This is a genomic window from Leeuwenhoekiella sp. W20_SRS_FM14, from assembly GCF_052119605.1.
Taxonomy (GTDB): domain Bacteria; phylum Bacteroidota; class Bacteroidia; order Flavobacteriales; family Flavobacteriaceae; genus Leeuwenhoekiella.
This window is the reverse complement of sequence record NZ_JBGQOK010000008.1, coordinates 149,019-169,205: the sequence shown is the minus strand read 5'-3', so window position 1 is coordinate 169,205 and position 20,187 is coordinate 149,019. Positions and strand designations below refer to the sequence as shown.

Genomic DNA, 20,187 nt, shown 5'->3' with positions numbered 1-20,187 from the left:
TAATCTGAAAGGTGAGTACGGCTCGCTGTGAGTTATCGACTTTTAAAGCTACAGGGTTTTACCGGACAATTGGTATTTAAGGAAAAACTTTAGGAAGCTCGCCACCCCAATTTGGGTCAAATAAAAAAGGTGGATAAATCCACCTTTTTTGCCCCAAATCTACCATGAACTTAACCTACTTATGCTCTGGTAGAAACTAAAATACCATGTATAATTTACAGTAAACAAACTTTTAGATAAACTGCGAAATTATCAGTTTAAGTACCGTTTTAATACGCTCTTTTTAAACTTCCCTCAACATAATTGATAAAAGCACGGTTTACAACGCGATTTCCTCCTGCAGTTGGGTAATCTCCTGTAAAGTACCAATCTCCTAAATTCTTAGGGCAAGCTAGATGTAGGTTAGATACTTTTTGATAAATAACGCTTACCTCTGTCTGTATTGTTTCATCTACAAGTAGTTGTGCAATCTTATCAGAAATTTGCTCATCTGTAAAAGGAGCATAAATTTCTTTTACATAATTGATCACATCTTTATCTTCAAAACCAGTTTGAGATAATGATTTTTTATAAACCTCATTTATTATGTGTTCTTGTTTTGTTTCTTCAAGTAACGCAATAGCGGCTCTAAAAGCTATAAAATCTTGCAACTTTGCCATATCGATTCCATAGCAATCTGGATATCGTATTTGAGGTGCAGACGATACCACAACGATTTTCTTAGGGTTTAAGCGAGATAACATTTTGATAATACTCTTTTTAAGAGTAGTTCCCCGTACAATACTGTCATCTATAATAACCAGATTATCTGTGGGCTTCACTACTCCATATGTTACATCGTAAACATGTGCAACAAGATCATCTCTACTGCTATCTTCCGTTATGAAGGTACGTAGTTTAACATCTTTAATAGCAATTTTCTCTGTTCGTAGTTTTTTTGCTAAGATCTTATTTAACCCTTCCTTGTCAAGAGTTTCGCGATTTTCAAGAATCTCTGCTGTCTTTTGCGTGTCAAGCTCTTCTTGTGCTGCTTCAACCATACCGTAAAATGAAGTTTCAGCAGTATTGGGGATATAGCTAAAAACAGTATTCTGGGTATCGTGATTGATATGTTTTAAAACTTCGGGCATTAATAAACGGCCCAGTTCTTTGCGCTCTTGATAAATTTCGGCATCACTACCTCTTGAGAAATAAATACGCTCAAAAGAACAGGCTTTGCGCTCACGAGGTTCCTGAACTTTTTCTATAGAAGTTGTTCCACTCTTTTTAATTATGATCGCATGGCCAGGATCTAATTCCTGAACATCTTCAAATTTTGCATTAAAAACAGTTTGTATCACAGGTCGCTCACTTGCAACGACAACCACTTCATCATCTTGATAGTAATAAGCAGGTCTAATCCCAGAAGGATCACGCAATACAAAGGCATCACCGTGACCTAACAGACCGGCCATAGCGTAACCACCATCCCAATCTCTTGAAGCTTTCTTTAATATTTTTGCGATATTTAAACGCTCTGCAATTTGTGGAGAAGCTTCAAATTTTGAAAACCCCTCTTTTTTTAACTTCTTATAAATTTTAGCAACCGCATCATCAAGAAAGTGACCTATTTTTTCCATTACGGTAATAGTGTCTGCTTTTTCTTTAGGATGCTGACCCAGTTCTACAAGCTTATTAAAAAGCTGAAAAACATTGGTCATATTAAAGTTACCTGCAACGATAAGATTACGATGCATCCAGTTGTTTTGTCTTAAAAACGGATGTACATTTTCAACACTGTTTTTTCCGAAGGTACCATACCGTACGTGCCCAAGCAATAATTCACCTATGTATGGTACATACTTTTTTTGCAAGGCAACATCATCTGCATACTCGGGGTGCTCTAGAAGAGTCTCATTAATTCTTGAGTTTATCTGAGCAAATATATCTTGAATAGGTTGTTGTGCTATAGATCGTTGTCTGCTTATATAACGCTCTCCCGGCGCTACGTCTAATTTAATGCTGGCAAACCCTGCGCCATCCTGACCGCGGTTGTGCTGCTTTTCCATCATTAAATACATCTTATTTACACCATAAAATGCACTGCCATACTTCTCCTTGTAATACTCTAAAGGTTTTAGTAAGCGTATTACCGAAATTCCACATTCATGCTTAATTGCATCACTCATAGCTTAGTCAAATGTTTGCGCCCCCTTCGTTAGAAGAGGGCGCGGTTGTTTTATAGGTCTATATTAAATTGCGTTAACGCTTTAAATTTTAGTAAACGCTGGTTTATTTCGTCTGGTTTTAAATCCTGCATTCGCTCGGTGCCAAATTTTTCTACACAAAACGAGGCTAAATTTGAGCCGTGTATAATGGCCCGTTTCATATTTTCAAAAGAAAGATCTCCAGAACTTGCTAGATATCCTGCAAAGCCTCCTGCAAATGTGTCACCTGCTCCGGTAGGATCAAAAACTTCTTCTAAAGGCAATGCGGGTGCAAAGAAGATATTACTACCTTCAAATAATAAAGCGCCGTGCTCTCCTTTTTTAATTACTACAAAGCGAGGTCCCATTTCTGATATTTTTTGGGCGGCAACTACAAGTGAATATTCTCCACTTAGCTGTCGTGCCTCTTCATCATTTATAGTTATGACATCAACGCGAGCGATTACCTTTTTCAAATCTTCTAATGCACTATCCATCCAGAAATTCATAGTGTCCAGAATAGCAAGTTTAGGCTTAGTATTCATCTGCTCTAATACAGAAAGTTGAACTAAAGGATGCAAATTGCCCAGAACTACAATCTCTGAATCTTTATAAGCTTCCGGCACTATAGGGTTAAAATCTGCTAATGTATTTAATTCTGTAACTAAGGTATCTCGCGAATTAAGGTCGTTATGGTATAGACCTTTCCAGAAAAATGTCTTTCCGTCTTTAACAACTTCAAGACCTTCCAGGTTAATACCTTTATTTTTTAAGATGTCTATATATTCCTGAGGGAAATCTGACCCAACAATAGATACTATAGCCTGGTCTATCTCAAAATTAGATGCTGCAAGACCTATATAAGTACCTGCGCCACCTAAAATTTTTCCTGTTTTTCCAAAGGGAGACTCTATTTCATCAAAGGCACATGTGCCTACAATTACCATTTTCTGCATTCAAATAATTTTTGCAAATATACAGTTTTGCCAGTGCAATTTTAAACAATGGTCGTTAGAGTAAAATTAAACTTACTTTCTGCCAAAATCTGCAGGAATTTCTCCCCAGGCTTTTGTTTCCCATTTAACAATTACAGTAGTATATGTATTTGTTTTTAACCAATTTTCGGCACGTCTAACCAGATCATAAACATCTTTGTTGCGCGGGCTCTCAGTAAGTTTTGTATTGCATTTTTTCTTTTGTACCCAGCCTATGGCAATTTTGGAGTCTGAGTAAATGATGCGATCACTGTTATTTTTCTTTAGAAAAGCGAGGCCGTGAACAAGAGCTAGAAACTCACCTATGTTATTAGTGCCTTGTTTAAACGGGCCTTGATGAAAGAGTTGCTTTTGGGTCTGTGTATCAACGCCCCGATATTCCATAATGCCGGGATTGCCAGAACTGGCTGCATCAACAGCAATAGAATATAGATTAGGCTCACCGTATTTTTGTTTTTCTGCTTCGGAAAGTGTTTTTTTTGTTTTAGACCTTCCTTTTACATCTTTAAAATCTTTGTTATAAGCCGCTTTCGCTTCAGTAAATGACTCAAAAGATTTAAACTGCGCACCTGCAAAACCATCTATCATAGCTTTGCAATCTTTCCACTTCGTGTAGATTCCTGGTTTTTTACCTTGCCAAACAACGTAGAACTTTTCTTTTTTAGCCATTGAAAAATTACTTTTCATTTCCACACAGGCAGAAATCTCAATAATATTTTAATTGTTTACTGCTTTTCTAAAAGTTCTGCAATAACTCTGGGAAAATGCTCGTATTCTAATTTGTGAATTTTAGCAGCAAGACTATCTGCCGTTTCTTCTGTATCAAGTTTTGTCTTAGCCTGAAAAATTATTGCACCCTCATCATAATTTTCGGTTACATAATGTATAGTAATACCAGATTCGACTTCTTTTGCCTCCACCACAGCTTTGTGTACGTGTGCACCATACATTCCTTTACCCCCGTAAGCAGGTAGTAGTGCAGGGTGTATATTGATTATTTTTCCTTTATAAGATTGTATAATCGATGTGGGAAATAACCATAAAAAACCAGCTAGTACAATTAAATCTGGTTTAGCAGACTTCACAAGATTAAGAACGTGGTCATTCTCATAAAACGCCGTTTTATTAAAACTAAAGGCACTAATATTAAGATTTGCCGCGCGATCTAGAACTTTTGCAGTCGCTTTATTGCTTAAAATGAGCGCTACCTCTACTTCATTTTGATCTTTAAAATATTCTACGATGCGCTGTGCGTTTGTGCCACTGCCTGATGCAAAAATTACGATTCGTTTCATACATTACTGGTGTTTACGAGATACAAAACAAGGTATAATAATCCTTTAATTGAAGGTTTTTTATCTAAAGTTAAAAAGGAAATGTTTATTTTAACGACACATTTTAGAGAGGGAATGTGGTAAAACCGTAAAGTTTGCTATTTTTGCCTCCTAATTAAAATTTAAAATTAAATATTATGTCAGACATTGCATCAAGAGTAAAAGCCATCATCGTAGATAAATTAGGCGTTGATGAAAACGAGGTTGTTGCAGAAGCTAGCTTCACAAACGACCTAGGAGCAGACTCGTTAGATACAGTTGAGCTTATTATGGAGTTTGAAAAAGAATTTGATATTCAGATTCCAGACGACCAGGCAGAAAATATAGCTACTGTAGGTCAAGCTATTTCCTATATAGAAGAAGCAAAATAAGAAGAAAGCAAATTACCTTATGGAGTTAAAGCGAGTCGTTGTAACAGGTCTTGGTGCGCTTACGCCAATCGGGAACAATATTGAAGAATATTGGGAAGGATTGAGTACAGGTAAGAGTGGCTGTGCCCCAATTACGTATTTTGACGCAGAGAAGTTTAAAACCAAATTCGCTTGTGAGCTCAAAAATTTTAATGCCGAAGATTTCTTTGACAGAAAAGAAGCCCGTAAACTAGATCGCTTTGCACAATATGCATTAGTATCTTCAGATCAGGCTATCAAGGATGCAGGAATAAATCTTGATGAGGTTGATAAATTTAGAGTTGGTGTTATTTGGGGAGCTGGTATTGGTGGACTGGAAACCTTTCAGGATGAAGTTACAAACTTTGCCCAGGGTGATGGTACTCCAAGATTTAACCCATTCTTTATACCAAAGATGATTGCAGATATCGCCCCGGGCAATATCTCTATCAAACATGGTTTTATGGGACCTAATTATACGACAGTTTCGGCTTGCGCATCATCTGCTAATGCAATGATAGATGCTCTAAACTACATTCGTTTAGGACATTGTGATATCATTGTTACAGGAGGTAGTGAGGCAGCAGTAACAAAAGCAGGTATGGGCGGGTTTAATGCTATGCATGCTTTGTCAACCAGAAACGAAAGTCCGGAAACCGCTTCACGTCCTTTTGACTCAACCCGGGATGGTTTTGTCTTAGGAGAAGGTGCAGGAGCTTTAATTCTTGAAGAATACGAGCACGCTAAAGCAAGAGGCGCTAAAATCTATGCAGAAATTGCCGGAGGCGGTATGTCTAGTGATGCGTATCATATGACAGCTCCTCATCCTGAAGGTATAGGAGTAGAACGTGTAATGCTTAATTGCTTACGCGATGCTAACATACGACCTGAAGAAGTAGACGCTATTAATACTCACGGGACTTCAACACCCTTAGGAGACGTAGCAGAACTTAAAGCAATTACTAAAGTTTTTGGAGAGCACGCTAAAGATATCAATATCAATTCAACAAAGTCAATGACAGGTCATTTACTTGGCGCTGCCGGTGCGATTGAAGCAATTGCTTCAATACTAGCAATGCAGCACAGTCTTGTACCACCTACTATAAACCATACGACTGTTGATGAAAATATTGATTCTTCATTAAACCTAACTTTGAACAAGGCTCAAAAACGTGAGGTAAATGTTGCTATGAGCAACACTTTTGGTTTTGGAGGTCACAATGCTTGTGTCATATTCAAAAAGTTTAGCGAATAATTATATATGAGTGCGATTCGCAACATATTTACTTCCCGTCCTGAAAAGGACGGGAATTTTTTTGCCACGATTAAGGCAATAATTGGGTTCAAACCCAGAAACATTAGACACTATGAAGAAGCATTTACACATAGGTCTATGGGATTACAAAACAGTAAAGGCCACGCCTTTAACTATGAGCGCTTAGAATTTTTAGGCGATGCTATGCTAGGGAGTGTTATAGCAGCGCATCTCTTTGATGAAGTAGGTAAAGGAGATGAAGGTTATCTTACTAAAATGCGATCTAAAGTTGTAAGTCGAGAGCATTTAAATGAATTAGGCAGAGATCTCAATTTATTAAATCTCATGAGAGCTGCAATCCCTAAAGAAAATTTCGGAACAAATATACACGGTAATTTATTTGAGTCGCTTGTAGGTGCTATTTATCAGGATCGCGGGTATAAATATTGTTGTAAATTTATAGGAAAGCGTGTTATTGACCCATATGTTGATATAGAGAAACTGGAGGGCAGGGTAATTAGCTACAAAAGTCTCTTAATTGAGTGGTGTCAAAAAGAGAAGCGCAACTTTGAATTTGATACGTATGAAGATTCAGGGCTTGATGTTATACGACACTTTTCTGTTAAGTTATCTATTGACGGTAAGCAAGTTGCAAAAGCAAGATCTACTTCAAAAAAGAAAGCTGAAGAAAAAGCTGCAAAACGAGCCTACTATGTTTTTCAGAATAAAATAGATTTGCATCGTTTTAGCTAAATCAATTTAGCATTGATTCTCATTTTACATTTAGTTAAGGTTAAACACATGCTTATCTATTAGACTTTAACTATATTTAAAAGCTCAAATAAGTCTATGGCAGCTTTAAAACTTTTATTGGACGATACGTTTGAATATGATTTTGCGTTAATCGCAATACATTGCTCTTTAGAAGATTACCGCATTGCATTTATGCTCAATAAATATGCGGGTTTGCGCCTTAAAAGCGCAAAGGATATAAATTATTATACAAAGAACGATACATATAGTTTTCCTACATTGCAATATGATGATGTAAAAAACTACGTCTATTATACATTAATAAGTAATAAACATAAGTTTAAAGATGTATCTCGGGTTTTAAATAATGATCTCTTTGCAGAATCTGCAGGAGAACATTTCAAAACCTTTAATTTAGTTCCTGAAGTTAAAAATGCAGATTATTTGCTGAAAATTGAAAGCGATTCAGGTAAAGTTAGTATACAGAATCTGGTAAATCAATTAAATCAAATATCCCAAATAATAACGGCTTACGATGTTAACGTAAGTTCCTTAAAATCTAAACAAAATTTAATTTTTGAATAATGTCAAATAAGAAGAAAACTAAAATTGTTGCAACCCTAGGACCCGCAACCAGTAAGAAAGAAGTACTACACGAAATGATTAAAGCGGGTGTAGATGTATTTAGAATTAACTTCTCCCATGCAGATTATGATGCTGTTAAAGAGCGTATTCAAATGATACGTAGCTTGAGCGATGAGTTTGGTTACAACACGGCAATACTTGCAGATTTACAAGGACCAAAACTTCGTGTAGGTATTATGAAAGAAGGGATAGAGGTTAGCCCGGGTGATATCATAACGTTCTCTACTAAAGAAGAGTTTGAAGGCAGCAAGGAGCGTGTTTATATGAACTATCAACACTTCCCAAGAGATGTAAATAAAGGCGAGCGTATTCTTCTTGACGACGGAAAGTTAATTTTTGAAGTTCTTAAAACAGATAACGAGAGCGAAGTAGAAACTGTTGTAATACAGGGAGGACCATTAAAATCTCGTAAAGGTGTAAACCTACCTAATACAAATATTTCGCTTCCGGCTTTAACCGAAAAAGATATTGAGGATGCCATTTTTGCAATAGGTCAAAAAGTAGACTGGTTAGCGCTTTCATTTGTGCGTCACGAAGGCGATTTAATTCAACTTCAGGATTTAATTAAAGAACATTCTGACCATAAAATTCCGATTATATCTAAAATTGAGAAGCCAGAAGCTGTTAAAAATATAGATAAGATTGTTGCTTATAGTGATGGTCTAATGGTTGCTCGTGGAGATTTGGGTGTTGAGATTCCTGCAGAAGAAGTTCCGCTAATTCAAAAAGAACTTGTGCTTGCTGCTAAAAAAGCACGTATCCCGGTTATTATCGCTACCCAGATGATGGAAACGATGATTGAAAGTCTTACTCCAACACGCGCAGAAGTTAACGATGTTGCAAACTCGGTTATGGATGGGGCAGATGCTGTAATGTTAAGTGGCGAAACTTCAGTAGGTAAATACCCGGTACAGGTTATTGAGCGAATGTCATCTATTTTGCGCAAGGTAGAAGATTCTGATCTTATCAAAGTACCACATACGCCACCGCATATACGTACTAACAGATACATTACTAAAGCGATTTGTTATCACGCAGCTTTAATGGCTAACGAAATTGATGCAAAAGCGATTACTACTCTTACAAATAGTGGTTATACTGCTTTTCAAATATCTGCCTGGAGACCAAAATCTCATATCCTTGTATTTACTTCTAACCGAATTATCTTAACTCAATTAAACTTACTTTGGGGAGTTAAGGCATTTTTCTACGATAAATTTGTTTCTACAGATGAGACCGTAAGAGATATTAACCGTATAGCAAGAGATCAGGGGTATTTAGAAGTAGGTGATATGGTAATTAGCCTTGCAGCGATGCCTATTAGTGAAAAAGGTATGGTTAACACATTACGTGTAAGAGAAATTCAAGGTACCTAATAAGAAGTTATTACATAAAATTAAAAGCCTTTCAGTTTTAATTGAAAGGCTTTTTTTAATTCTAAAAGTCAAATTTAAGCTGTACCGCGATTACTTTTTGTTCTACACTTTTTTGATCCCGATCTTCGGTATTCAAATTAGCAAGTGTAATACCCAGTAAGCGCACGCTGTTTTCCATCTTTTCCTGAAAGAGTAGTTCTCTGGCAGTTTCTAAAATTACTTCTTTAGAACGTATAAAATAGGGAAGGGTCTTACTGCGTGTTTTTAAGGTAAAATCGCTGTATTTTATTTTTAAAGTAACTGTTTTACCTGCTACATCAGATTTTTTAAGTCGGCGTTCTATTTCATCTGCAATATTTTCAAGACGTTCAATCATAAAAATTTCTGAAGATATATTCTCACTAAAAGTACGCTCGGCGCCTAATGATTTGCGTATGCGGTCTGGCTTAACCTGGCTGTTGTGAATTCCGCGTACCACATTGTAGTAAAACGTGCCACTTTTGCCAAATTTCTCCTGAAGATACTCGAGCGATTTTAATTTTAAATCATTCCCTGTAAAAATGCCTAATTGATACATCTTCTCAGCCGTAACCTTACCTACACCATAAAATTTACGAATATCAAGCTTTTCTAAAAACGGAATAACCTCTTCGGGTCCTATTGTTTTTTGACCATTTGGTTTGTTGATATCGCTGGCTACCTTAGCTATAAATTTATTGATAGAGATACCTGCTGAAGCATTGAGACCGGTTTTCTCTTTAATCTTTGCTCGTATTTCTTTAGCAATTAGACTTGCACTGGGATTGCCTTTTTTATTTTCGGTCACATCGAGGTAGGCTTCATCGAGTGATAGTGGTTCTACCAGGTCTGTATATTCAAAAAACACTTCGCGTATTTGTGCGCTAATTTCCCGATACCGTTCAAAACGAGTTTTTACAAAAATAAGTTCTGGGCACAGTCTGCGGGCAAGGCTACCGGCCATTGCACTACGCACACCAAATTTACGAGCTTCGTAACTAGCCGCACTAACCACGCCGCGCTCTGAGCCGCCGCCTACGGCCACAGGTTTACCGCGAAGCTCAGGATTGTCTAGCTGCTCTACAGAAGCGTAAAACGCATCCATATCAACGTGAATAATTTTTCTTTTTTTAGCAGACTCTTCCATAGCAGTCGTAAAGTTACCTACTAAGTCGTATTTATAGATAGCTTAGGTTTTATTTGGCAGTATTTTAATTTGCTTTTAGTAGTTTTCAAAACACATTTATTACAGTTTGTTTTAATGTATTAAGTTGAAAATAAGCAATAATGGGAAAGACAGCATTACTTTTAGGAATCACCGGTTTAGTAGGAGAGGCATTAGCAAAATCGATTTTAGCTGATGCCAGATATGATAAATTAATTAGTTTTCACCGAAGAAAATCGGGTATTGCGCATCCTAAACTAGAAGAGCACGTTGTTGATCTTTTTGAGTTGCAAAACCATGCAGACTCTTTTAAAGCAGATGTGGTTTTTTGCTGTATAGGAACAACGCAGGCTAAAACCAGTGATAAAGAAGAGTACAAAAAAATAGATTACGGGATACCTCTTGCTGCCGCAAAACTATGCAGCATAAACAACATTCCTAAACTCATTGTAATTTCGGCTTTAGGTGCAGATCCTAAAAGCAGTGTGTTTTACAATAAAACGAAAGGAGAGATGGAGCGTGATGTTTTAAAACAGAATGTAAAAGAAACGTATTTTCTTCAGCCTTCATTACTGGCCGGCAATCGTGAAGAACAACGCACTGTTGAGAAATTAGCTATTGGCGCTTTTAAACTGTTCAACTTATTTTTAGTGGGTCCTTTAAAAAAATATCAAAGTATAAAGCCAGAAGCAATTGTGCGAACTATGCAGTATCTAGCATTTAATACCTACAGTGAAAATCGAATTGAATCTGACGAAATAAAAAAAATAGCGAATTAGGATGCTGGAGATCGAACGTAAATTTTTAGTAAAAAGTGATGCTTTTAAGAACGAGGCTTTTTCGCAAAGCGAAATAAAACAGGGTTATTTAAACAGTAATCCTTCTCGTGCGGTACGCATTCGCATTCACAATGACAAAGGGTATCTTACCATTAAAGGAAAGTCTGATGAAAGTGGTACCACGCGATTTGAGTGGGAAAAAGAAATAGACCTAACCGAAGCAAATGCGCTTTTAAAGTTATGTGAGCCTGGAGCAATATCTAAAACCAGATATGAGGTTAAGGCAGGAGAGCATACCTATGAGGTAGATGAGTTTTATGATGATAATCAAGGACTCTGGTTGGCAGAAATAGAATTAAAGGATGCTAATGAAGCATTTATAAAGCCAGATTGGCTAGGCGATGAGGTAACAGGTGATGTGCGGTATTATAATTCACAACTTAGTAAGAACCCATTTACTAAATGGTAGAGATTTTAAATTCTAATCAAATAAAAAACCGGTAACCTTTAATAGCGTTACCGGTTTTTTTGGATATATAATTTACTTAGGGGTAAAAGACACTCCAATTTTTGTTATTCTAATCCACCGCCTAAAGCTTCATATAAATTTACTATCGCTTGTAGTTGATTAAATCGTGTATTCACAACATCAAGACTAGAATTTAGGGCATTCTGTCTTGCAGTTAATACTTCAAGATAATTTACCAGACCATTGTCTAAAAGTTCTTCAGAATAGCTTGTAGCAAGATCATAAGCCTCAAATTCGTTCTTCTTAACTTCTAGTTTTTCTGTGGCAATCTCATAGGAGTAAAGGGCATCAGAAACTTCGCGTGTAGCCGTTAAAAGGGTTTTTCTAAAATTAAGCTTCGCCTGTTCCTGCTGTGCTTGTGATACTTCATATTGCGTACGTATTTTTCGACCATTAAATATAGGCTGAGTTAAACCACCTACTATTGTTGCAAATAAAGAGCTTGTGTCAAATAATTTTTCAAAATCAAGACTTTGAAAACCACCAGAAGCCGTTAACGTCAACGAAGGATAAAAACTACTTCGGGCTATGTTAGTCAGCTCAAAGGCATTCATCAAGTCAAATTCTGAAGCTCGTACATCTGGGCGATTGCTTAAAAGCTCTGCAGGCACTCCTGTTTTAAGCGGAGTGGTTATTGACTGCTCACTAAGTTTGCTGCGAGATATAGGTCCTGGTTGTTTACCTAAAAGTATAGATAAACTATTCTCCTGTAAACGTATCTGATTTAAAATGTCAAGGCGTAGTGCTTGTGCGGTGTATAATTGCGCCTCAGTTTGTTTTACACCTACTTCGGTAACATTACCTGCCTCTTTAAGCGCTCGGGTAGTTTCTAAACTACTACTACGGGTTTCAATTGTTTCTTCAGTAACACGTAACTGCTCATCAAGTGATAAAAGCTGAAAATAAGCAGAAGCGATATTAGCAATCAGCTGTGTTTTAACCGCGCGGTGCGCTTCAATAGTTTGTAAATAAGAAGCTGCAAAAGCGCGTTCGTTACTGCGTATTTTTCCCCATATATCTGCTTCCCATGATAAATTTCCGGCAAGTTGATACACGTCAAGTTTAGAAAATTGATTTCCAAACTGACTGTTTGAAGACAGTTCTTGATGTGTGTATTGAGGAGTTACGCTCAAAGTAGGAAAATAACCTTGCTTCCCCTGTTTAAAATATGCCTGAGCGGCTAGTATTTGCTGTAAAGCCACCCGAATATCTATATTCTGCTCCAAGCCTTCCTGTATATGTTGTTGAAGCAAAGGGTCTGTAAACAGATCCCGCCACGCAATCATAGAAACATTAGAGCTGTCTGCCGCAACAGTATCTGTACGATAATTTAGATCATTCACTAACTCTTCGGGTCGCTCATAATCTTTAGCAGCAAAGCAAGACGCAAGTAGAAATGGTACAGCTCCTAAAAGGAAAAATCTATATACAATTTGTTTTTTCATAATTAGTGAGTTTCTTCAGTTTTAGGGGTTGGAGCTCCTGAAATTTTTTCTTGTAACCATTGAAAGAGAATGTATAATACGGGTATTATAAATACACCTATAACTGTACCTATCAACAGACCACCTACTGCACCTGTACCTATAGAGCGGTTACCTTCGGCACCTACTCCAGAAGCAAATACCAGTGGAAGAAGTCCCATAATAAAGGCAAATGAGGTCATCAAAATGGGTCGTAAACGAGATTCTGCGCCGTGTACTGCAGCATCTACAATACTTTCACCGGCTTTACGCCTTTGTATAGCAAACTCCACGATAAGAATTGCGTTCTTGGCGAGAAGACCCAGAAGCATTATTAGTGCAATCTGAAAGTATATGTTGTTCTGCAGTCCTGTAAACTGTGTGGTAATGTAAGCCCCAAATACTCCAAAGGGTAGCGAAAGAATTACCGCGAGCGGAATAATATAACTTTCGTATTGAGCCGCAAGTAAGAAGTATACGAAAACCAGAGACAGAATAAATATTGTCGTCGTTTGGTTACCAGCATTTACTTCTTCTCGTGTAAGACCAGAATATGCTGTTGTATAATTAGACGGAAGCGTTTTAGAAACCTCTTCTACAGCTGCAATCACATCTCCAGAACTAAAACCGGGGTTAGATGCTGCAGTAATTTTAGTCGAATTAAACAGGTTGAATCGAGTTACAGACTGTGGACCATAAACGCGTTTTAAATTTATGAACTGTGTAATAGGAGTCATCTCACCACTATCTGTTCTTACATAAAGGCCATCTAGGTCATCTAGATCTGCTCGGTCTTCTGGCAGGGATTGTATATATACTCGGTATTGTTTACCAAAACGTGAGAAATCTGAAGCAAAAATACCTCCTATATAACCTTGAAGCGTTGAGAATATGCTGCTAACCGGAACACCAAGTTCTTTAGCGACGGGCACATTAATTTCTAACTCGTATTGAGGATATTTTGTGTTAAATGAAGACTGTGCATATTGAATTTCGGGGCGCTGATTAAGCTTGCCTATAAATTCCTGATTGGTTGCGTCGAGTTCTTCAAAACTACCTCCCGAGCGGTCTAGTAAGTTTACTTCGGCACCAGCGGAGTTACCAAAACCGGGAATAGATGGTGGTGCAAAGAAAATCACCTGTGCTTCCGGAATTTGTGCGGCAATGCCAAAAAGTTTTCCGGTTATTGCTTCGATTGTAAGTTCGTCACTATCTCGTTCTGACCAGTCTGCCAATTTGATAAAGCCAAGACCGTAGTTGCTACCCGCACCGTTAATAATACTTCTACCTTCAATAAAAGACATACTTTCTACGCCTTCCATACCGTTAATCATATTGTAAAGTTTCTCATTTACTTCGTGCGTACGGTCTATAGAAGAACCTGCAGGTAATTCAGTATTTACAAATAAGAAGGCACGATCTTCATCGGGTACAAATCCTGTTTTTACAACTGATGAAGACCAGAAGATACCTCCAATTGCAAGCGCAAAGATTAAAATAGTAACCCATTTATTTCGGTATAAAAAGTGAACCGAACGACCGTAACGTTTTATGGTTGCATTAAAGCCACGGTTAAATGCGTCAAAAAAGCGCTGTGCAAAATTTTTCTTTTTACCACCCTGTTGGTCGTCATGACCCTTTAGTAATAAGGCACACAATGCAGGACTCAGCGTTAATGCGTTAATTGCAGAAATCACAATGGCAACAATAAGAGTTATACCAAATTGCTCGTAAAATACACCCGTAGGTCCCTGTACAAAGGTAACCGGTATAAATACCGCAGCCATTACCAGTGTAATTGAGATGATTGCACCTGAGATCTCGTGCATCGCTTCTGAAGTCGCCTTCTTGGGGTCATTTTCACCTGCATCAAGTTTGGCATGCACGGCTTCAACAACTACAATGGCATCATCTACCACAATACCTATCGCTAGAACTAATGCAAACAGGGTTAATAAGTTGATAGAATACCCAAACAAACTCAGGAAGAAAAATGTTCCAATAATAGAAACCGGTACCGCAATCGCAGGAATTAGGGTAGACCTAAAATCCTGTAAGAAGATAAATACAACAATAAATACCAGAACAAAAGCTTCAATGAGTGTGTGTATTACTTTTTCTATGGAAGCTGTTAAGAATGTATTAGTGTTATAAGGTACAATTACTTTAATACCCTCAGGGAAATCACCTTTAATGGTCTCTAATTCTGTTTGAATTTGCTCAATAATTTCTTGAGCATTAGAGCCTTTAGTCTGAAAAATACCCAGGTTAACCGCAGGGTTGCCATTTGTAACCGCACCGCCGGTATACGATTGCGCGCCCAATTCAATTTCAGCGATATCTTTTAGGCGTAAAAACTCACCGTTTCCTAAAGCCTTTATAACAATGTCACTGTATTGCGTTTCTGTTTTAAACCTTCCGCTATATTTGATTACATAAGAAAAAGATTCACCATCATTTTCTCCTAAAGAACCTGCAGCAGCTTCTAAACTTTGCTCTTTAAGAGCAGCGCTTACATCTGAAGGCATTAGGTCATATACAGCTAGTTTCTGAGGATTAAGCCAGATACGCATAGCATAATCTTTAGATCCAAAAACCTGAACGTTACCTACCCCATTAACACGTTGTATTTCTGGAATGACGTTTATTTTCAGATAGTTTTGAAGATAAATGTCATCATAATCTTTGTTTTCACTGTAAAAAGACAAGAACATTAAGGCACTGGTCTGTTGCTTTTGTGTAGTAACTCCCGTTTGAATAACAGCCTGTGGTAATAAAGAGTTAGCCTGAGACACCCGGTTTTGTACGTTTACTGCAGCTATATCAGGATCAACATCCTGATCAAAGAAAACAGTAATTGCAGCTGTACCGTTATTAGTAGCCGTTGAGGTTATATAGGTCATTCCCTCAACACCATTTATTTGCTCTTCAATAGGGATTATTACACTTTCTAGAATAGTCTCTGCATTAGCTCCGGGATAGGTAGCACTCACCTGGATTGTAGGTGGAGCAATATCGGGATACTGGGTAATGGGAAGAGATGAAAGGCCTAAAACCCCTAGAATTACGATAATAATTGATATTACCGTAGAAAGAACGGGACGTTCTATAAATTTTTGTAACATAATTTATTTTGTTCTGGGATTATCTAAACACTTTATTTACAGGTTTGGCAATACTGTCAAACGGAGTTTCCTGGGGCTGAATTGTGGTTTGACCACGTAAGGTATTTGTACCTTTAGCTACAATACGATCTCCTTTTTGTACACCAGAAGAGATTACATAAAGATTGTCGACATCTCCTTTAATTTCAATTTTTGAAGAGGTTGCCAGATTATTTGCATCAAGCTTGTAAACGTAAACACTTCCTTGTTGTTCAAAGGTTGCTTCTTTAGGAACCACGACTACATCTGTGTATGTTTTAGGTATTCTTATTTTACCGCTGTTTCCGTTAGTTAAAATTCGTGATGGGTTATCAAACACAGCTCTAAAAGAGATGGTTCCTGTATTTTTATTTATTTGAGAATTTATAGTCTCTATTTTACCTTCAACGTCGTATTCAGCGCCATTTGCCAATATTAATTTAACAGGAGGCAAATTTTTAATCTTTTCATCAATAGATATACCATCAGCATTTTGAATAAAATCGATATACTCTTTTTCATTCATAGAGAAGTAAGCATAAACTTTACTAATGTCAGATACCGTAGTTAAGGGCTCTTGACTAGAAGGGCTAACTAAAGAACCGGTTCTGAGGTTAATAGAACCCACAAAACCATCTACAGGACTTTTTATATTTCCATAATCAATATTAGCAGCAATACCATTGTAACCGCTTTTAGCTTGTTGCAATTGAGCTTTAGCAGTTTCTAGCTGCACATTGCTAATAATGTTTTTTTCAACAAGTGGCTTCAGTTTATCAACTTCAACCTGAGCAGCATTTACGTTTGCTTTTGCTGCAGCAGCATCCTGGTTAAGAGATTGCGTCTCTAATCTGAAAAGGGTCTGCCCTTTTTTTACTTTTTGACCTTCATCAACAGCTACACTTGTAATGTAACCTGAAATTTTTGCGTAAACCTCTGCATTTACAATACCTTCAATACGAGTAGGGTATGAGGTAAAACCGGTAACAGTCTGAGTGGGTAAAGTGACAACCGGTAAACTGGGTGCTTTAGGTGCACTTTGTGCCGGTTGTTTTGCATTGCCGTCTCCACAAGATGTTGCGGTTAACAGAATACTCAATAGTACAGGGATACAATTAATTAAAACTCTCTTTCTCATTGTTACAGATTTAATCTTAGTTTGTTTTTGAGGCTAATTTTTGACGTATGTTCTTTATTGAAGTAGTTGCTTGATTTAGATAATTGAGAAAATCATTATGAAATTCCAGATCAAACTCCAGATCGTCATTAGCATCATTAATTTGATTTGTTTTTTGCTTGTATTCTATAATTTGAATATGCAACTGCATTTCTTGCTCCCAGGTAGCTATCATTTTATCCATATTGATGATTAATCCATCGGGATTCATGATGAAATATTTTTTGCGGTCTCCACAAATCGTGTAATACGTAATGTTTTTAGAATTCTGAAGACTGTTGAGGTGCGTAGAAATAGTGCTCTTACTCGCTTTTAGACCAACAACCAGCTCCTCAAAAGTGGCTCCTTTTTTACCGGTAAGCACGAGTGTTGAAATGATTCTGGCAGCTAAAGGAGGTAATTGATCTTTGCGCTCAATGTGCACTCCTAAGCTTTCAATCAATCGTTCTTTAGATTCTTTAAGTTCTTCTTGATCCATAATATAGATTCTAAAGTGCAAAATTATAGTTAGTTCGTAAATCACCGAACTAAGCAAACTTAAATCTTTGTTAAATGAAAGGTATCGTTGTAGTAATTAAAAATGACCTTCAATATTCTCTAATTAATTTGCAGTTAAGAGGAAGCAAATTTGATCTGTATGCGCTGTTTGATTGTGTTTCCGGCAGAATCTGTAGCTGAAAGTATGTAGCTTCCGGGAGAAAGCGCTAATGATAGTTCGTGAAAGGCTTCGGTGCTGTTAATGAAAGTATTGTCTAAATACCAAAAAACAATTGTGTCTGGGTTACGGTGTGCAAGTTTAAAAATTACCTCTTGTTGCTGATCATTAAAATCTTTAGGAATAAGAATGGTTTCTCCTCGTTTAGGATAAATAAACTCCATAATTTTTTCGCTTTCGCGGAAGCACCCCAACTCAAAATCGGGAAGTGGTTTATATTCGGGATGTAGAGGGGCATAATAATATTCCCAAACCGGCGGAAGGCTAAACCACGATTGCGAGATCATTTCACCTAAGGGGTAACAATCTGCATTTACTCTATGATCACCTTCTTTATTCAAAAAAATTTGTGTGTGAAATGTGCAGGCTTCGGTACGTGTGCCTTTTTTAGGAATCCATTGAAGTTTTGTTTCTGGGCAATACAGCCCAGCGAGATTTCCGCTTTGCGTACACAGTTCTGCTTCTACCAGCTCATCAAAGGGTTTTTGAAACCAGGGAGAAGCCGGTAAAATAGATAATACATCAAAAAGAATGGGAGCGGCTGCCTGTATTCCTGTAATTCCGGGTCTGCCTTCGCCATCTGCATTACCTGCCCAGACGCCTATGGCATAATTACCTGTTACTCCTACAGCCCACGCATCTTTAAAACCATAACTGGTGCCGGTTTTCCAGGCAATGGGCTGTGCTTCATTAAAAAATTCCCAGTTTTCAGAACCTGTGGGGCGGTTTACTTCGCGTAAGGTTTGTAGTGTTTGATAGATAGCACCGGCATCAACAAATTCCGGTTGTGTAATGGTTTCTATTTCTGGGTTTTTATCGTTACAGATATAAACCGGATCATTAAATAAGCCATCACGGTATTCACTGGAGTGGGTGTTAAAATAGTTAAGCGTTGCAGCCATACCTGCATAGGCATTTGTGAGTTGCCAAAGATTACTTTCTGCACCCCCTAGGATGAGCGATAGGCCATAGTAGTCTGCAGGTTTTGTAACGGTTTTAAAATTGAGTTTCTGAAGCACATTGTAAAAACGTTTTAAGCCATATTCCCGCAACAAATTTACTGCCGGAACATTTAAAGAGCGTGCTAAAGCTTCTGAAGCCGGTACTGCTCCCTGAAAATTACGATCAAAATTCTGTGGATTATAGCCATTAATACTTGTGGGTACATCAGCAACTAAGGTGTTTGGAAGTAGCTCTCCTGCGCTCAATAAAGAAGCAAAAAGAAATGGTTTTAAGGTGCTGCCTGTACTGCGGTTACTGGTAATAATATCAACATAGTTCGCATGTTCTGCAGTTGTGGGAGCATTGCCTATATAGCCTAAAACCTCGCGGGTATTTACATCGAGAACCAGAATTGCCAGATTGTGTGTGTTATTTTGATCTAATTTGTAATGGGCTTCTGCTGCGATTTGATTCAAGCGGGATTGTAAATTAAATCGCAGCGTACTCTTAATAAATTCTCCAGATTTCTCGCGTGCTACCCGTTCTGTAAAATGAGAAGCAGCGTCAGGAAGTTCCTGAGGTTTGCCGGGTAGTTGTTCAGATAAAGCCAATTCATAAGTTGTTGAATCAATGTGTTTTTCGATATATAATTTTTTTAAAAGGCGATTGCGTTTAGCTTTAAATATGCGTTCGTTTTTCCCCGGAAAAACCAATGCAGGATTATTAGGTAAAACAGCAAGAGCTGCTGCCTGCCCCCAACTCAACTCACTCGCAGGAATACCAAAATACCGCCAGCTCGCACTTTCTAATCCTACTACATTTCCTCCAAAAGGTGCGTTTGAGGCATATAATTTTAAAATTTCAGATTTACGATAACCGGCTTCAAGTCTCGTGGCCATTGCAAGTTCAATGAATTTTTCAAAATACGTACGCCCGGGATTTTTACGTGAAAGCCGAATTACCTGTTGGGTTAGGGTGCTTCCGCCGCGTTGTTTTTTTGTGGTAAGATTTGCCCACAAGGCTTTGCTCATCGCTATGGAACCGGGATGTTTATAAAAATAAGCATCTTCAAACTCGAGAATAGCCACTTCAAATCTGTGAGGAACACTATCATTTGCAGGAAACCGCCATTGCCCGTCATCTGCAATACGAGCACCTAGTAGCAGCCCTTCTTTGCTTGTTACTACGGTTGCTGTAGGATCTTTAAATAAAGGTTTTGGTAAGCAAAATAGCCATACAAGCAAAATAATTAAAAAGGCACCAATAGATATTCGGTGCCTTTTTAAGAAGATTAAAGAAGTAGTTAATACTGCGTTATTCACA

At 37.7% G+C, this 20,187-nt stretch carries 17 protein-coding genes; 7 read left to right on the top strand and 10 right to left on the bottom strand.

Annotated elements, in window-relative coordinates; all coding sequences use genetic code 11:
- Nucleotides 1-269: 269 nt before the first annotated feature.
- From ACEN25_RS14415 to purN, 4 genes are all read right to left on the bottom strand, one after another.
- Nucleotides 270-2,168: an amidophosphoribosyltransferase gene (locus ACEN25_RS14415; RefSeq protein ID WP_441803517.1), complete on the bottom strand. Its 1,899-nt coding sequence runs from the start codon at nt 2,166-2,168 to the stop codon at nt 270-272.
- Nucleotides 2,169-2,218: 50 nt separating this feature from the next.
- Nucleotides 2,219-3,142 carry a PfkB family carbohydrate kinase gene (locus ACEN25_RS14410; RefSeq protein WP_441803516.1) on the bottom strand — a complete coding sequence of 308 codons (924 nt, stop codon included), beginning with the start codon at nt 3,140-3,142 and terminating at the stop codon, nt 2,219-2,221.
- Nucleotides 3,143-3,214: 72 nt separating this feature from the next.
- Nucleotides 3,215-3,850 (bottom strand): ribonuclease H1 domain-containing protein, encoded by a 636-nt coding sequence (locus tag ACEN25_RS14405; protein ID WP_441803515.1) that lies wholly within the window; start codon nt 3,848-3,850, stop codon nt 3,215-3,217.
- A gap of 56 nt (nt 3,851-3,906) precedes the next feature.
- Nucleotides 3,907-4,476, bottom strand: a complete 570-nt coding sequence (gene purN, locus ACEN25_RS14400; protein WP_441803514.1) for a phosphoribosylglycinamide formyltransferase — start codon at nt 4,474-4,476, stop codon at nt 3,907-3,909.
- Between the two features lie 176 nt (nt 4,477-4,652).
- Between purN and ACEN25_RS14395 the strand changes: the two genes are divergently transcribed.
- The 5 genes from ACEN25_RS14395 (at nt 4,653) to pyk (ending at nt 8,933) form a co-directional block, all read left to right on the top strand.
- Complete coding sequence (locus ACEN25_RS14395) at nt 4,653-4,886, top strand: acyl carrier protein (RefSeq protein WP_009778413.1); 234 nt, start codon at nt 4,653-4,655, stop codon at nt 4,884-4,886.
- A gap of 19 nt (nt 4,887-4,905) precedes the next feature.
- Entirely contained in the window at nt 4,906-6,159 is a 1,254-nt protein-coding gene (gene fabF, locus ACEN25_RS14390; RefSeq protein WP_028377013.1) for a beta-ketoacyl-ACP synthase II, read from the top strand.
- Nucleotides 6,160-6,165: 6 nt separating this feature from the next.
- On the top strand, nt 6,166-6,912 hold the full coding sequence (gene rnc, locus ACEN25_RS14385) for a ribonuclease III (protein WP_441803513.1): 747 nt from the start codon (nt 6,166-6,168) through the stop codon (nt 6,910-6,912).
- A gap of 96 nt (nt 6,913-7,008) precedes the next feature.
- Nucleotides 7,009-7,497 carry an IPExxxVDY family protein gene (locus tag ACEN25_RS14380; RefSeq protein ID WP_028377011.1) on the top strand — a complete coding sequence of 163 codons (489 nt, stop codon included), beginning with the start codon at nt 7,009-7,011 and terminating at the stop codon, nt 7,495-7,497.
- The gene (pyk, locus tag ACEN25_RS14375) at nt 7,497-8,933 is read left to right on the top strand and encodes a pyruvate kinase (protein ID WP_441803512.1); all 1,437 of its coding nucleotides are present in this window, start codon (nt 7,497-7,499) and stop codon (nt 8,931-8,933) included. The genes ACEN25_RS14380 and pyk overlap by 1 nt, the downstream gene beginning before the upstream one ends.
- 61 nt (nt 8,934-8,994) lie before the next feature.
- Here pyk and dinB read toward each other — a convergent pair whose 3' ends face one another.
- On the bottom strand, nt 8,995-10,098 hold the full coding sequence (gene dinB, locus ACEN25_RS14370) for a DNA polymerase IV (protein ID WP_441803511.1): 1,104 nt from the start codon (nt 10,096-10,098) through the stop codon (nt 8,995-8,997).
- Between the two features lie 140 nt (nt 10,099-10,238).
- Between dinB and ACEN25_RS14365 the strand changes: the two genes are divergently transcribed.
- Together ACEN25_RS14365 and ACEN25_RS14360 are read left to right on the top strand one after the other, a co-directional pair.
- Entirely contained in the window at nt 10,239-10,895 is a 657-nt protein-coding gene (locus tag ACEN25_RS14365) for an NAD-dependent epimerase/dehydratase family protein (protein WP_441803510.1), read from the top strand.
- Nucleotide 10,896: 1 nt separating this feature from the next.
- Entirely contained in the window at nt 10,897-11,364 is a 468-nt protein-coding gene (locus tag ACEN25_RS14360; protein ID WP_441803509.1) for a CYTH domain-containing protein, read from the top strand.
- Nucleotides 11,365-11,468: 104 nt separating this feature from the next.
- Here ACEN25_RS14360 and ACEN25_RS14355 read toward each other — a convergent pair whose 3' ends face one another.
- The 5 genes from ACEN25_RS14355 to pbpC form a co-directional block, all read right to left on the bottom strand.
- Nucleotides 11,469-12,869 (bottom strand): efflux transporter outer membrane subunit, encoded by a 1,401-nt coding sequence (locus tag ACEN25_RS14355; protein WP_441803508.1) that lies wholly within the window; start codon nt 12,867-12,869, stop codon nt 11,469-11,471.
- Nucleotides 12,870-12,871: 2 nt separating this feature from the next.
- Nucleotides 12,872-16,012: an efflux RND transporter permease subunit gene (locus ACEN25_RS14350; protein WP_441803507.1), complete on the bottom strand. Its 3,141-nt coding sequence runs from the start codon at nt 16,010-16,012 to the stop codon at nt 12,872-12,874.
- Nucleotides 16,013-16,031: 19 nt separating this feature from the next.
- Entirely contained in the window at nt 16,032-17,168 is a 1,137-nt protein-coding gene (locus ACEN25_RS14345; protein ID WP_441803506.1) for an efflux RND transporter periplasmic adaptor subunit, read from the bottom strand.
- 16 nt (nt 17,169-17,184) lie between these two features.
- Nucleotides 17,185-17,685 (bottom strand): GbsR/MarR family transcriptional regulator, encoded by a 501-nt coding sequence (locus tag ACEN25_RS14340; RefSeq protein ID WP_441803505.1) that lies wholly within the window; start codon nt 17,683-17,685, stop codon nt 17,185-17,187.
- Between the two features lie 134 nt (nt 17,686-17,819).
- The gene (gene pbpC, locus ACEN25_RS14335) at nt 17,820-20,186 is read right to left on the bottom strand and encodes a penicillin-binding protein 1C (protein ID WP_441803504.1); all 2,367 of its coding nucleotides are present in this window, start codon (nt 20,184-20,186) and stop codon (nt 17,820-17,822) included.
- Nucleotide 20,187: the final 1 nt, after the last annotated feature.

Bases quoted from the DNA above. Each gene is read 5' to 3' on its own strand.
- ACEN25_RS14415 (WP_441803517.1), bottom strand. From the start codon at position 2,168: ATGAGTGATGCAATTAAGCATGAATGTGGAATTTCGGTAATACGCTTA.
- ACEN25_RS14410 (WP_441803516.1), bottom strand. From the start codon at position 3,142: ATGCAGAAAATGGTAATTGTAGGCACATGTGCCTTTGATGAAATAGAG.
- ACEN25_RS14405 (WP_441803515.1), bottom strand. From the start codon at position 3,850: ATGGCTAAAAAAGAAAAGTTCTACGTTGTTTGGCAAGGTAAAAAACCA.
- purN (WP_441803514.1), bottom strand. From the start codon at position 4,476: ATGAAACGAATCGTAATTTTTGCATCAGGCAGTGGCACAAACGCACAG.
- ACEN25_RS14395 (WP_009778413.1), top strand. From the start codon at position 4,653: ATGTCAGACATTGCATCAAGAGTAAAAGCCATCATCGTAGATAAATTA.
- fabF (WP_028377013.1), top strand. From the start codon at position 4,906: ATGGAGTTAAAGCGAGTCGTTGTAACAGGTCTTGGTGCGCTTACGCCA.
- rnc (WP_441803513.1), top strand. From the start codon at position 6,166: ATGAGTGCGATTCGCAACATATTTACTTCCCGTCCTGAAAAGGACGGG.
- ACEN25_RS14380 (WP_028377011.1), top strand. From the start codon at position 7,009: ATGGCAGCTTTAAAACTTTTATTGGACGATACGTTTGAATATGATTTT.
- pyk (WP_441803512.1), top strand. From the start codon at position 7,497: ATGTCAAATAAGAAGAAAACTAAAATTGTTGCAACCCTAGGACCCGCA.
- dinB (WP_441803511.1), bottom strand. From the start codon at position 10,098: ATGGAAGAGTCTGCTAAAAAAAGAAAAATTATTCACGTTGATATGGAT.
- ACEN25_RS14365 (WP_441803510.1), top strand. From the start codon at position 10,239: ATGGGAAAGACAGCATTACTTTTAGGAATCACCGGTTTAGTAGGAGAG.
- ACEN25_RS14360 (WP_441803509.1), top strand. From the start codon at position 10,897: ATGCTGGAGATCGAACGTAAATTTTTAGTAAAAAGTGATGCTTTTAAG.
- ACEN25_RS14355 (WP_441803508.1), bottom strand. From the start codon at position 12,869: ATGAAAAAACAAATTGTATATAGATTTTTCCTTTTAGGAGCTGTACCA.
- ACEN25_RS14350 (WP_441803507.1), bottom strand. From the start codon at position 16,012: ATGTTACAAAAATTTATAGAACGTCCCGTTCTTTCTACGGTAATATCA.
- ACEN25_RS14345 (WP_441803506.1), bottom strand. From the start codon at position 17,168: ATGAGAAAGAGAGTTTTAATTAATTGTATCCCTGTACTATTGAGTATT.
- ACEN25_RS14340 (WP_441803505.1), bottom strand. From the start codon at position 17,685: ATGGATCAAGAAGAACTTAAAGAATCTAAAGAACGATTGATTGAAAGC.